Source organism: Thalassospira sp. B30-1 (assembly GCF_015767575.1).
In the GTDB taxonomy this organism is placed as follows: Bacteria; Pseudomonadota; Alphaproteobacteria; order Rhodospirillales; family Thalassospiraceae; genus Thalassospira; species Thalassospira xiamenensis.
On record NZ_CP065232.1, the window covers coordinates 1,423,073 to 1,435,896 of the forward strand.

Annotated in this window: 14 protein-coding genes; 9 read left to right on the forward strand and 5 right to left on the reverse strand. The window is 56.5% G+C overall.

What is annotated here, in order from left to right:
- Positions 1-350: 350 nt before the first annotated feature.
- Entirely contained in the window at positions 351-479 is a 129-nt protein-coding gene (locus IT971_RS22525) for a hypothetical protein (protein ID WP_255356832.1), read from the forward strand.
- Positions 480-844: 365 nt separating this feature from the next.
- Here the strand turns inward: IT971_RS22525 and hemN are convergent, their stop codons facing one another.
- Together hemN and IT971_RS06715 are read right to left on the reverse strand one after the other, a co-directional pair.
- Positions 845-2,200 carry an oxygen-independent coproporphyrinogen III oxidase gene (gene hemN, locus IT971_RS06710; RefSeq protein ID WP_063094429.1) on the reverse strand — a complete coding sequence of 452 codons (1,356 nt, stop codon included), beginning with the start codon at positions 2,198-2,200 and terminating at the stop codon, positions 845-847.
- Positions 2,201-2,292: 92 nt separating this feature from the next.
- Positions 2,293-2,721 carry an HIT domain-containing protein gene (locus tag IT971_RS06715; protein WP_063094426.1) on the reverse strand — a complete coding sequence of 143 codons (429 nt, stop codon included), beginning with the start codon at positions 2,719-2,721 and terminating at the stop codon, positions 2,293-2,295.
- 202 nt (positions 2,722-2,923) lie between these two features.
- Between IT971_RS06715 and IT971_RS06720 the strand changes: the two genes are divergently transcribed.
- The gene (locus tag IT971_RS06720; protein ID WP_223305047.1) at positions 2,924-4,234 is read left to right on the forward strand and encodes an NAD(P)/FAD-dependent oxidoreductase; all 1,311 of its coding nucleotides are present in this window, start codon (positions 2,924-2,926) and stop codon (positions 4,232-4,234) included.
- A 39-nt stretch (positions 4,235-4,273) separates the two neighbouring features.
- Here IT971_RS06720 and IT971_RS06725 read toward each other — a convergent pair whose 3' ends face one another.
- Positions 4,274-4,975 carry an FMN-dependent NADH-azoreductase gene (locus tag IT971_RS06725; RefSeq protein ID WP_063094435.1) on the reverse strand — a complete coding sequence of 234 codons (702 nt, stop codon included), beginning with the start codon at positions 4,973-4,975 and terminating at the stop codon, positions 4,274-4,276.
- Positions 4,976-5,115: 140 nt separating this feature from the next.
- Here IT971_RS06725 and gcvA point away from each other — a divergent pair, with 140 nt between their 5' ends.
- From gcvA to IT971_RS06740, 3 genes are all read left to right on the forward strand, one after another.
- Positions 5,116-6,006 carry a transcriptional regulator GcvA gene (gene gcvA, locus IT971_RS06730; protein ID WP_063094424.1) on the forward strand — a complete coding sequence of 297 codons (891 nt, stop codon included), beginning with the start codon at positions 5,116-5,118 and terminating at the stop codon, positions 6,004-6,006.
- Positions 6,007-6,102: 96 nt separating this feature from the next.
- Complete coding sequence (gene otnI / locus IT971_RS06735; RefSeq protein ID WP_063094423.1) at positions 6,103-6,891, forward strand: 2-oxo-tetronate isomerase; 789 nt, start codon at positions 6,103-6,105, stop codon at positions 6,889-6,891.
- 10 nt (positions 6,892-6,901) lie between these two features.
- Positions 6,902-7,417, forward strand: a complete 516-nt coding sequence (locus tag IT971_RS06740; RefSeq protein WP_007090945.1) for a hypothetical protein — start codon at positions 6,902-6,904, stop codon at positions 7,415-7,417.
- A 5-nt stretch (positions 7,418-7,422) separates the two neighbouring features.
- On the opposite strand, the gene IT971_RS06745 is transcribed toward IT971_RS06740, so the two are convergent.
- Both IT971_RS06745 and IT971_RS06750 read right to left on the reverse strand, forming a co-directional pair.
- The gene (locus IT971_RS06745; RefSeq protein WP_063094422.1) at positions 7,423-8,685 is read right to left on the reverse strand and encodes a glycerate kinase; all 1,263 of its coding nucleotides are present in this window, start codon (positions 8,683-8,685) and stop codon (positions 7,423-7,425) included.
- Between the two features lie 61 nt (positions 8,686-8,746).
- Positions 8,747-9,496 (reverse strand): FadR/GntR family transcriptional regulator, encoded by a 750-nt coding sequence (locus tag IT971_RS06750; protein WP_007090947.1) that lies wholly within the window; start codon positions 9,494-9,496, stop codon positions 8,747-8,749.
- Between the two features lie 239 nt (positions 9,497-9,735).
- Here IT971_RS06750 and IT971_RS06755 point away from each other — a divergent pair, with 239 nt between their 5' ends.
- The 4 genes from IT971_RS06755 (at position 9,736) to IT971_RS06770 (ending at position 12,618) form a co-directional block, all read left to right on the forward strand.
- A complete protein-coding gene (locus IT971_RS06755; RefSeq protein WP_037990879.1) occupies positions 9,736-10,536 on the forward strand; it encodes an N-formylglutamate amidohydrolase in 801 nt (266 codons plus the stop codon).
- 1 nt (position 10,537) lies between these two features.
- A complete protein-coding gene (locus IT971_RS06760) occupies positions 10,538-11,707 on the forward strand; it encodes a carboxylate-amine ligase (protein ID WP_063094421.1) in 1,170 nt (389 codons plus the stop codon).
- Between the two features lie 136 nt (positions 11,708-11,843).
- Entirely contained in the window at positions 11,844-12,089 is a 246-nt protein-coding gene (locus IT971_RS06765) for a DUF2312 domain-containing protein (RefSeq protein ID WP_007090950.1), read from the forward strand.
- A 28-nt stretch (positions 12,090-12,117) separates the two neighbouring features.
- The gene (locus IT971_RS06770; protein WP_223305049.1) at positions 12,118-12,618 is read left to right on the forward strand and encodes an MmcB family DNA repair protein; all 501 of its coding nucleotides are present in this window, start codon (positions 12,118-12,120) and stop codon (positions 12,616-12,618) included.
- Positions 12,619-12,824: the final 206 nt, after the last annotated feature.

Genomic DNA, 12,824 nt, shown 5'->3' on the forward strand with positions numbered 1-12,824 from the left:
GGTCCGGAGACAAAACCCGCAAAGCGTGATTCGCTTTTGCGGGTTTTTTGCGTTTCGGGCGGCAAAAACGGGAATGAGACGATGACAGGGCAGCGATCTGAAAGGCCGCAATGGCGGGGGTGGCATCGCCAAAGGAGCATCATTGGCGCATGGAAAAGTCATTACGGTGGTGGTGCGTCCGGGCCGTGAGGCCGCGGGAAATTTGCGAAAAACGGGTGTTTATCATGACGGGAGAGATGTGTCCTTAGGGCAAGGGCGTTTGTTCGAGGCAGGGATAGCCGGAGCCAAGTTGATTCGGTCCGGTTCAGTCCGGTTCAGTTCGGGGCCAGTCCGGTCGGTGAAGCGTGACAATGCCGAGAATCAGCGGGCCCGAATTGCGCCCGGATTGGATCGGCACGGGATCGGCTGGTGGGGATTGGCTGGCAGGATCGGTTGTCAGCGGGCTGGTGGACCGTTTGGCGATGCCGAAAGGGCGGTGATCGATGGCGGGAGTTGTGTGTCTGCCATGCGGCAACGTGTGGCCCTTGGGGTGAGGTGCGTTTCGGGTCAACCGAGGGCGGTGGGTGCTTGTTCAGGGCAGCGTGGTCCGTCCGAGCGGTGGCGTTTGGCGATGCCGGGGGCGGCGGGGTGGCTGGATTGGCGTGTCGATGGATCAAAATCGTCATTTCGGGCGAAGCGGAGCGCAGACCCGGAAACCGTGCCCCTTTGAAAGAGCTGGATTCCCGCCTTCGCGGGAATGACGGTCAGGTTGGGAATGACGATCAGGTTGGGAATGACAATCGGATTGGGAGGGCTGTGTCAGCGGTCTGAGGGCCGGGTTATCCGGCCCTGTTGACAGCCACATCTAGACCGCCTGTGAATGCCGTCCGTGGGCGTGATCAAGATAGGTGTCAAACGCCGCACACACCGCACGGACAAGCGGGCGGCCGCTTTCGGTAAGGTGGATGTGTGTGCCGTTAACTTCGACGATGCCGTCCTGTGTCATGGCGCGGACCCGGTCGATTTCGCATGTGAAGCGGTCGACGGATGTGCCGTGATCGGCGCAGATGGCGGCGACATCAACCGTCAGGTTGCACATCAGTTCGTTGATGATGTCACGCCGGATGCGATCCTCGTTGCTAATCGCGATACCCTTTTCAATCGCACATTTTCCGGCCTCTACCGCGCGTTGCCAGCGGGCAAGGGCCGGGTCGTTCTGGGCATAGCCCTGTGGCAGGGACGAAATCGCAGACGGGCCAAAACCGATCAATGCTTCGGCGCGGTCGGTGGTGTAACCCTGAAAATTACGATGCAAAAGGCCGCTTTTCTGCGCGATGGCCATCGCGTCGTCATCGCGGGCGAAATGGTCAAGGCCGATGGCGCTGTAACCATGCGAGGTCAGCTGGGTCTGGATGGCTTCGTACTGGGCCCAGCGGGCTGCTGTATCCGGCAGGGCTTCGGTCGGGATCAGGTTCTGATGCTTTTTCATCCATGGCACATGGGCATAACCGAATACCGACAGGCGGTCGGGGTTGAGCGTGACCGTCTGATCAACGGTTTCGATGATGCTGTCGACCGTCTGGAACGGCAGGCCATACATCAGATCGACATTGATGCCCGAAATTTTGTGCGCACGCAGACGGGCAATGACATCTTCGACCAGCTCAAACGATTGCACGCGGTTGACCGCACGTTGCACAAACGGGTTGAAATCCTGAATGCCGATGCTGGCGCGGGTAAAGCCGCAATCGGCCATGGCATCGATAAATTCCGGTGTGGCCGTGCGCGGGTCCATTTCAAGGGCGACTTCGGCATCGTCAAGGATATCGATGCGATCGGTCAGGTCGGCCATGATCGCGCGCAGGTCTTCCGGTTTAAGTGCCGTCGGGCTGCCGCCGCCAAAATGAATGTGCGACACCTTGAAACGGTGGGCGGGGTCAAGCTTTGACAGCAGGCTTGCGATTTCAGCCCGAAGGGCGACAACAAAATTGCCGACCGGGTCATATTGCTTGGTGATTTTGGTATTGCAGCCGCAGAACCAGCACATTTCCCGGCACCACGGAATATGCAGATAAAGCGATAAGGGTTGTGCGGGATCGAGGTCACCCAGCCAGCTTTCGAAAACCTTGCCATTCACCGACGCGCTGAAATGCGGTGCGGTCGGATAGCTGGTATAGCGCGGCAGACGCAGGTCGTATTTTTCGTAAAGGGCGAGTTGCATGACGGACATCCCGAAAATTCGTTCTGTCCGTCTTTTGCATTATTCCAAATTCATCTTCCTTGATATGCGTCAAGGAGCGGCAAAGCGGGAAATTACAGATGCTTGAAAGCCGAAATCAGATCAGCCCGCAGGATGGCCAGCCGTTCATTGCCGGTTTCCTCCTCATAAGGTTCGGCCTTGCCGACACCCCAGATCGGGCCGGGCCATGCGGCATCATTTTTGAACCGGGCGACAACGTGGCAATGCAGTTGCGGAACCATGTTGCCCAGCATCGCGACATTGGTTTTATCGGCGTTGAAACGGCGTTTCAGCGTTGCCGAGGCAATCGCGCATTCATCGCCCAGCAATTTGCGTTCATCCGCGCTCAGATCATCGTAATCAACCAGATTAGCGCGTTTTGGCACAAGGATCAGCCACGGATAGCGGGCGTCATTCATCAACAGGACATGGGATAGCGGGCCATCGGTGACGAGATCGGTGTCGGCGGCAAGTTGCGGATGAAGGGCGAAATCGTTGATCATGGGGGCCTCTTTTGGGGCTTGGGGGGCTTGGGGCGGATGAATGTAAAATCTTATAATCGGAACGCATCAGCTTGTCTTGCGTTCCAGCAGAGGGGAACAAAATTGTCCATCCAATTGTTCTTTTTGAATAACTTGCAAAAATCCTTGGTTCTGACTAGCTAGAGCCGGGGTCGGACAAATGCGATACAGGAGCATGACCGGCATGACGGACAGAAAGCGGGTGGTAATCGTTGGCGCAGGGTTTGGCGGCATGAGTGCCGCCAGGAAACTTGCAGGCAGGGATGATGTTGATGTCATCCTGATCGACAAGCGCAATCATCATCTGTTTCAGCCGCTGCTTTATCAGGTGGCGACCGCCGACCTGTCGCCCGCCGAAATCGCCTGGCCGATCCGCAGTATTTTCAGCCGCTATCCCAATGTTTCCGTTTTCATGGGCGAGGTCACCGGGCTTGATTTGCCGGGCAAGCGGATCATCGCGGGGGATCGCGATCTTTCGTACGATTATCTGGTGATCGCGACCGGGGCGGTGACGTCCTATTTCGGCAATGATCACTGGGCGATGGTAGCACCGGGCCTTAAAAACATTACCGAGGCGACCGATATCCGCAAAAGCCTGCTTTTGGCGTTTGAGCGCGCGGAAAACAGCGAAGATCCTGAAGAACGTCGGCGGTTGCTGAACTTTGTCGTGGTCGGCGGCGGGCCGACCGGGGTTGAGATGGCCGGGGCGATTGCCGAGCTTGCCAAGCAGGCATTATCCCATGATTTTCGCCGGATTGACCCGCGTGATGCGCGTATCATCCTTGCCGAAGGTGGCCCCAGATTGCTGGGCGCGTTCCCCGAGGATCTATCGGACTATACCCGCAAGTCGCTTGAAAAAATCGGGGTCGAGGTCCGGGTCAATCAGCAGGTTTCCGACATTACCGCGATGGGTGCGCAGATCGGTGATGAATTCATTCCAAGTGCCAATGTGATCTGGGGCGCGGGTGTTCGGGTTGATCATCTGGCCGACTGGACCGGGCGGGAATGTGATCGGGGTGGCCGGGTGATGGTCAATGCCGATCTGTCGGTGCCGGGCTATGAGGATGTTTTTGTCATCGGTGATGCGGCGCATGTGCCGTGGCGCGATGGTATGACGGTGCCGGGGATTGCGCCAGCAGCCAAGCAGCAGGGCAAGTATGTTGGCGGGCGGATTATCGATCATATGAGAAGCCGCGAAACACCGCCATTTGCCTATCGCCATGCCGGAAATCTGGCGACGATTGGCCGTCATCGGGCGGTGATTGACCTGAACGGGTTCAAGCTGCGCGGCTGGTTGGCGTGGTGGTTCTGGGGGCTTGCGCATATCTATTTCCTGATCGGTTTGCGTGCGCCCGCGCTTGTGATGGTGCAGTGGGTGTGGAGCTATCTGTTTCGTAAAAAGGGTGCGCGCCTGATCACCGGATTGATGGCGGGCGAGGTATCGGAACAAATAAACCCGGCACAAAAACCGGCAAAAACACCACCGGGAGAATGAGGGGGCGTTCGTCCCCCGGTGATGGTGCCGTCATGTTGTTCAGGCCGTCATGGCGACATCTGAATCCTGCGTGTGACGTGCCTGCAATTCCACGACGATATCGGTAACCTTTGCCTCGGCATCGGCGATGGATTTTTGGGTGCGGTCGTCACCGAATTCGTCATATTCGATGGCGGCACTATGTTGATCGGTGATGCCGATATATTCGAGCGGGGCAAAGACGCCGCCTTCGACATGGTTAAGATGGGCCACACGTCCACCCGGATCATATCCGAAATCGCCGCGCGAGGATAAAACCACCAGTGATTTGCCACCGGTCAGCATTGGCCAGTAGGGGACGCCATCACGCGACCGGTCAAAGCCGAAGGTGACGCCGACGCGGACGATGTTTTCGATCCATGCCTTCATCTGGGCGGGCATGCCGAAATTATACATCGGCACCCCGGCAACAATCACATCGGCACGCAGCAATTCGGCAAGCAGTTCGTCGCTTTCGGCCAGAACCTGATGCATCCAGTCTTCGCGCTGTTCGGGTTTGGTGAAGGCCGCGTGAACCCAGTCACCGGTTACCGGGCTGGGCGGATTGGCACCGACATCGCGATAGATGATTTCGTCATCCGGGCGGGCGGCGCGCCATTGTTCGATGAATTTGGCGGTAAGGCGGCGCGAGTGGGAGCCGTGGGCGCGGGTGTCGGATCGGCCGGGGCGGGCGCTGCTGTCGATATGAAGGATGGTTGTCATGGGGCACCTTTGATCGTTAATGATGATCTGTGATAATCTGTGTTCATCTGTTTCGATTTGCGTTGCCCCATATTTGACTTGGATATAGGCTTTGATCAAAATCGAATATCTCAGCCAATAGATGAATTGAGTTCATCCATATGCCCTTACCCCCGCTTGCGACGCTGCGTGCTTTTGAGGCCGCCGCCCGACACCTTAGTTTCAAGCGGGCGGCGTCCGAACTTGCCGTGACGCCAACCGCGATCAGCCATCAGGTGCGATTGCTTGAAGAAACCCTTGGTGTGCGGTTGTTTGATCGCAAGCCAAGGCAGGTGACACTGACCGCCGCCGGGCAGGAGCTTTATCCGACGTTGCGCGATGGTTTTGCCGGTTTTGCCGCCGCCATTGACCGGGTCAAGGCGCGCAAACCCCAACGCGGGCTGACGGTATCTGTGCTGGCATCGTTTGCCGCCAAGTGGCTGTTGCCACGCCTTGGCGGGTTTCAGGCAGCACATCCCGATATTCATTTGCGGCTGCATACTTCGGCCGAGGTGGTTGACCTTCATTCGGGGATGGCCGATGCGGCGGTGCGATATGGCAGGGGGCCATTTCCGGGCATGGTGGTGCAGACCCTGTTTGCCGACCGGTTCGCGCCGGTTTGCAGCCCGATGTTAAACATCCAACAGCCCAACGACCTGCGCGGGCAGACCTTTTTGCATCTGGAATGGTTGCGCCGGGACGAGGCAACGCCGACCTGGGCGCGGTGGTGCAAGCGGGCCGGGTTGGATGATGTCGATTTATCAAGCGGGCTTAGTTTCAGCGACGATACCCATGCCATTCAGGCCGCGATTGCGGGGCAGGGTGTCGTTCTGGCCAGTTCGGAAATGGTGCGTTCGGAAATCGCCGCCGGGCTTCTGGTGCAGCCGTTCGGCCCGGTGATGGAAGGGCATCATTATCACCTGATCCATACCGGCAGGAGTGCCAATATCAGGGAAGTCGAGGCATTTGGCGCGTGGATGGCGGACGAAATTGCCAAAGATGGTGCCGTGTGATGAAGGTGTCCGGAGTGCCGTCCTGCTTTGGCATTGACGCGGCGGCGGTGATGCGAAACCATGACATCCCGAAATCATCCCCCAAGCAGGTGCCCAATGCCCCGTTTTAGTGCCAATCTTTCATTCCTGTTTGCCGATCTGCCGTTTGAAAAACGGTTTGCCGCGGCGGCGGCGGCCGGGTTTGGCGGGGTCGAATATGTCGGCGCCTATGACATGCCGATGGCCAGTGTCAAATCGCTGCTGAGCGATAATGGCCTTGAACAGGTTTTGTTCAATATGCCGACCGGGGATTGGGAAAAGGGCGAGCGCGGGCTTGCCTGCCGACCGGGGCGGGAGGATGCGTTTCGCGATTCCGTGGTCAAGGCGCTTGATTACGCAGCCGCGACCGGATGCAGGATGGTGCATTGCATGGCGGGTGTGATGGGCAAGGGCGAAGATGCCGGGGAACTGGCGCGGCTTTATTGCGACAATCTGCTTTATGCCGCCGATCTGGCCGAACAGGCCGGGGTCAAAATCCTGATCGAGCCGATCAATCCGCTTGATATGCCGGGTTATTTGTTAAATTCCGTTGAACAGGCTGCCGTGATCCTTGATCAGCTTGATCATCCCCATCTGGCGCTGCAATTCGATATTTATCATGCGCAGATTGTCGGCGGGAATATTGCCGCGCGTCTGGACAGGCATCTGGACAAAACCGCCCATATCCAGATTGCCGGTGTGCCGGGCCGCCGTGAACCCGATAGTGGCGAGCTTAATTATCCGTTCCTGTTTTATATGCTGGATCGGGTCGGGTATGACGGCTGGATCGGCTGCGAATACAAGCCGCATGGCGATACTGTGGCGGGGCTGGAGTGGATCCGCCCGTGGATGCCTGCGGCTAAGTGAGGGGGATGGAATGTTCAGTTTTTGGATGGGAAGAAAATTTGCAAATAGCATTGCTTCATATTTGGATATAAACGCCTCGCTTCTGAGTTCTGCATTGTTAGAAGTAGGAATAACTTGGTATCAGCTGAAGTTAATGAAAAAGTCTGGAATGACTATCCGCGAGGCAGCGGAGAAGCTTCTTCCTGCTATTACTTCCGGAATTGACGTGATCGAAAGGAAGTTTGGACAGCAGGGGCTAATTGTTGATGCCAGAAAAAAGCTTAACGATTTTGAAGTTCTTATTTCTAAGGGAGAGATGCGAGAAAATACGCAAAATCGTTACGTTCTTAGATTTTATGTTGAAGATGATTTCCAGAGAATCAGAGGTAAACCAGTTTTGACCCAGTTGGGTGATGATATCTTTGGAGATGATTTGCAGGCATTAACTTTGTTTGCAACTCCCCCCTTTGATTTTAAGGGGAAGCGTATTTGTCAAATTCGAGAGATTGAGAGTAATCAAATAGTTTTCTCTACTCCGAATGAATAAAAATTTTATTCGATCAGGATGGCGCGGAAGTCGTTTACGTTGGTAAGCGTCGGGCCGGTGATCAGGAGATCGTCGATTTTGGCGAATGCGCTATAGGCGTCGTTATTGGCCAGATATTCCCGCAGATCGATCCCGGCCGAAATTGCCTTTTGCCAGCTTGTCGGGTCGATGATGGCACCGGCGTTATCTTCGCTGCCATCAATGCCGTCGGTATCGATTGCCAGCGCGCTGAACCCTTCGTGATCGCGGAACTGGATCAGGAGGGAAAGCAGAAATTCGCTGTTGCGACCGCCGCGTCCACCCTTGGCGCGGACTGTGACGGTTGTTTCACCGCCCGATAGCAGCACGCAGGGTTTGGTGGCGGGTTGGCCGTGATTGGCGACCTGATGGGCGATCCCGGCATGGACGATGGCGACCTCGCGGGCTTCGCCTTCGATGGCGTCGCCCAGAATGACCGGATTGATGCCAAGGTCGCGGGCGACTTTGGCCGCGGCCTCCAGACTATCCTGCGGGCGTGACAGCATGATCACTTCATGCCCGTCGAAGCATTTGTCGCCCGGTTTGACGGTTTCATGGATGTCGTTATTCAAGAGTTCGGTCGCGGCAAGCGGGATTTCGATCCGGTAACGGCGGATGATATCAAGCGCGTCCTGCCCGGTTGTCGGATCGGCAACCGTGGGGCCCGATGCAATGATTGCCGGATCGTCGCCCGGCACATCGGACACCAGATAGGTCACCATGCGTGCGGGCGCGCAGGCGGCGGCAAGCCTGCCGCCCTTTATCGCCGACAGGTGTTTGCGCACACAGTTCATTTCGGAAATCGTCGCGCCGCTATGAAGCAGGGATTTGCTGATGGCCTGTTTGTCTTCGAGTGTCAGGCCCGGACCGGGCAGGGCCAGCAGGGCCGACCCGCCGCCGGAAATCATGCAGACCACCAGATCATCGGGACCAGCGGATTTGACGATATCAAGAATACGCTGGGCAGCCTTTTGCCCGGCGGCATCGGGGACCGGGTGGGAGGCTTCGACAATTTCGATTTTTTCGCACGGGACGGCATGACCATAGCGGGTGACGACCAGGCCGGTCATATCGCCATCCCATGCCTGCTCGAAGGCACGCGCCATATTGGCCGATGCCTTGCCCGCCCCGATGACGATGGTTTTGCCCTTGGGCTTTGTCGGCAGGTTGCGCGGGATCTGGACCGCAGGATCGGCGGCCTTAAGGGCGGCATCCATCAACTGCAAAAGTTTTTCGCGCGAGGGTGTCATGTCTGGTTTCCCTGATTGGTCGTGTTTTTATCGTTCTTGTCATTGTCTTTGTATTTGCGGCTCAGTTCGGTTTGTTCACCGCGGCCAGTTTGAAATATTCGATGACCGCCTGCAAATGTTCCGACATGGCTTTTTCCGAGGCGTCCGGGTCACGGGCGGCGATGGCTTCGACAATCGCATAATGATGTTCCTGCACCATCCGGTCAAAGGATGGGCCGGACAGATTGTTAAAGCGGATTTCGGTCAGGGCCGCCTGCAGGACATCGTGAAGCATTTTCATGACGTGATAATAGATGATCGATCCGCTGGCGCGGCCGATCATCATATGCAGGCGATGGTCATCATCGGCACGGTATTTGGGCGCGCGACGCGGATCGTGGGCCTGCCGGTAGGCGATGCGCAGCAGTTCGATATCCTCGTCACTGGCATTGATGGCAGCCCGCCGTGCCGCCCACGTTTCCAGCGTGCAGCGGATTTCCTGCAGGTCGCGCAGATTGTTAAGCGAATCCCGGACAAGATCGGTCATCGCGGTGTCCATTTCGACCCCGGTGGATGACAGGACTTCGGTGCCGCCGCCCTGAACCGCGCGCAGGTAGCCACGGGTTTTAAGTTTTTGCAGGGCGGCACGGACCGAAACGCGGCTGACTTTCATGTCTTCGGCAAGCTGGCGTTCGCCCGGCAGACGGTCACCGGGCAGGAACATGCCCGCAGTGATCATGTCGAGAAGCTTGTCGGCAACCTGATCGGCAATCCTTTTGGGCCGGTTGGCATCAACCGTGTCGGAAGATTGTGCAGGTTTGACAGGCGGCATGTTTTGAACACTCCAGCAGCGACCGAGACCAGCCGACAATGCGTTTCGTTTTATTGGTCATACCACTTTACGGGATGTTTGGCGTTGCTGCAAAGTGTCCGTTGAACTGCTGTAAAGGGGACGTGCGGGCGAGCTTGTCAGTCCTGCAATAAATTGATAGTTCAACGGGGTCCGATTGCCGGTCTGTGACGGTTCCGGACCCGAAAATTTCAAGCTGCCCCAATTTCAGGAGAATTCGCGTGAGCCACCATACCGGGTCGCTGCTGGGCCATGATGATCCAGCACCGTTTGAGGTTTTGAACGAGAACGGCAAGGGGCATTCGCTTTTTGTCTGTGACCATGCGTCGCGCGAAATCCCCAAAAGCCTTGGTACGCTGGGCCTGCCGGAAGAAGAACGCAAACGCCATATCGGGTGGGATATCGGGGCACGCAAGGTGACCGAAATTCTGGTGGAGCGGTTTGATTGCCCGGCGGTTCTGGGCGGTTATTCGCGGCTGGTGATTGATTGCAACCGGCAGCTTTGGGACCCGACCGGGATGCCCGAAATCGCCGATCAGACGGTGGTGCCGGGCAATAAAAACGTTTCCCCGACGGAGCATATGAAACGCATCCGCGAGATTTTCCTGCCCTATCATGGCGCGATTGAAGAGCGGATTGCCAATTTCCATGCCCATAAAATCGTCCCGGCCCTGATCGCCATTCACAGCTTTACCCCGGTTTTCCAAGGGTTTGAACGCCCGTGGGAAATCGGCATTCTTTGGGATCGCGATGATCGTATTCCGGTGCCGTTGCTGGCGAAATTGCGCGAACAGAATCCCGATTTGACGATTGGCGATAACGAACCCTATTCCGGGCAGCATATGGCCGATTACACCATCGATCATCACGGCGAAGCCGGTGGGTTGCCCTGTGTGTCGATTGAAATCCGGCAGGATCTGATTGATACTGATGCGGGATGTGAAAAATGGGCCAAAATCCTTGGCGATGCCTTTGTCGACATCCTGGCCGACCCGAACCTTTATAAAATCAGGAGAGACTGATTTGGCGGTGTCCCATTCGCGAGAGCCGGGCTTTTCCATCGGGATCGAGGAAGAATTCTGGCTGGTGGACCGCGAAAGTCGCGATCTGGCGACGGACCCGGCAGCGGGGTTTCTGAAAGACTGCAAGGATGCGCTGGGCGATCAGGTTTCAAGCGAATTCATGCGCTGCCAGGTCGAAACCGGCACCAAGGTTTGCAATAGTGCGGCAGAGGCGCGTGACCAGCTGACGCATATGCGCAGCACGGTTGCCGATATAGCCGCACGTTATGACATGGCGTTGCTGGCGGCATCGACCCACCCCTTTGCGCAATGGGACAGCCAGAAACACACCGAGGGCGAGCGGTATAGCACGATTGCGCGTGACCTTCGCACGGTTGTTGACCGGCTTCTGATTTGCGGGATGCATGTGCATGTCGGGATCGAGGATGATGATCTGCGGATCGAATTGATGGCGCAGGCGAGTTATTTTCTGCCGCATCTTCTGGCACTCACGACCAGTTCGCCATTCTGGCGGGGGCGTGATACCGGGCTTCAGACCTTCCGTCTTTCGGTGTTTGATAACCTGCCGCGTACCGGATTGCCCGAAGTGTTCGGATCATGGGCGGAATATCGCCGCCATGTCGATATGCTGATCCAGGCCGGGGTGATCGAGGATGGCACCAAGCTTTGGTGGGATTTGCGACCCAGCGACCGTTGGCCGACGCTTGAGATGCGGATTGCCGATGTCTGTACCGATCTGGAAGATGCGATCTGTGTTGCGTCGATCACGCGATGCCTGATGCGGATGCTGTATCGTTTGCGGCGCAATAACCAGCGGTGGCGGATTTATTCGAACATGCTGGTGCGTGAAAACCGCTGGCGGGCGTGCCGGTATGGAAGCGATGCCGGGGATAAAACCGGGCTGATTGATTTTGGCCGGGCGGAGATCGTGCCCTATGCCGATCTGCTTGAGGAAATCATCGAACTGATCCGCCCGGATGCCGAACATTTTGGCTGTGTCGCCGAGGTCGAGCATGCGCGCACCATTATTGCACGCGGCACAAGCGCACGCCGCCAGCGCGAGATTTATACCGATGCGGTGGAAAAGGGTGCCAGCCCGCGCGATGCGTTGCTTGCGGTGGCCGATCACCTGATTGCGCATACGGTGCCCGGCGAAAAATCGGCGGTATGACAGCCGTTTGGAAGCCGTTTGGAAGTTGCCGGGCGAACGGGTCTTGTCATGGCAAAGCGCATTGAGTATCGTCGCGCCGCATTAAAATTCAGCGCACCGGTTTCCGCTGCGCAATCATGATCGGAGAATATCAGGAATGACCGAAGTCGGTGGAATCGCAGCCGATCAGCTTGCGAGCTATGTCGAACGTATCGAACGCCTTGAAGAAGAAAAGGCCAACCTGATGGCCGATATCAAGGAAGTTTACGGTGAAGCCAAGGCGCTTGGTTATGACGTGAAAATCCTGCGCCAGATCATCCGTCTGCGCAAAATGGAAGACCACGAACGCACCGAACAGGAAGAAATCCTTGAGGTTTACAAACGTGCGCTTGGCATGAGCTGATCTGCTGTGTCAGGAGTGTCGCGCCAAGATGCAAAGCCCGCTTTCGAGCGGGCTTTGGTTTTTGTATCCTGTGGCAATGAATGACCGCAATCGCCCCCAAATCACAAGCGAAGTCACAGAAGGCGTTTGCCGTCTTTTGTATCATCATCGCATGGCGTGCCTGACCGAACTTAGGCTTGGTAATGGACGCAGGCTTGATGTGCTCGCCCTTGGGGAGAAGGGTGATCTTTGGGCCGTTGAGGTCAAATCATCGGTCGAGGATTTTCGCGTTGATCAGAAGTGGGAAAGCTATCTTGATTATTGCGACAGGTTTTTCTTTGCCGTGCCGATGGAATTCCCGCGCGACCTGATCCCGGTTGATGTCGGATTGATCGTTGCGGATCGGTTTGAGGCGGCCATTGTGCGCGCGGCACCTGAGCCGGACCGGAAACTGTCGGCGGCACGACGAAAGAAATTACTGATTTCATTCGGAAGGACGGCAGCAGGCCGGATGACTCCGGAAGCGGATAGTGAAATCTTCGTTCTGTAAAGTATGAAAAACTAAATTAGAAAACAGTATAAATCTGTGAATGTATAAGTCTTTGTTATGTAATACTTATACGATACCCCGATAGGAAACGGATACCTTAGGGTAGTATTTCTTGTCTCATTTTTGAACTAATATCCTAACAAACATGTCACTTGGTTGCGCTAGTGGTCGCTGACTACACTCTGCCGCGCGGTCAGGTGATAGAA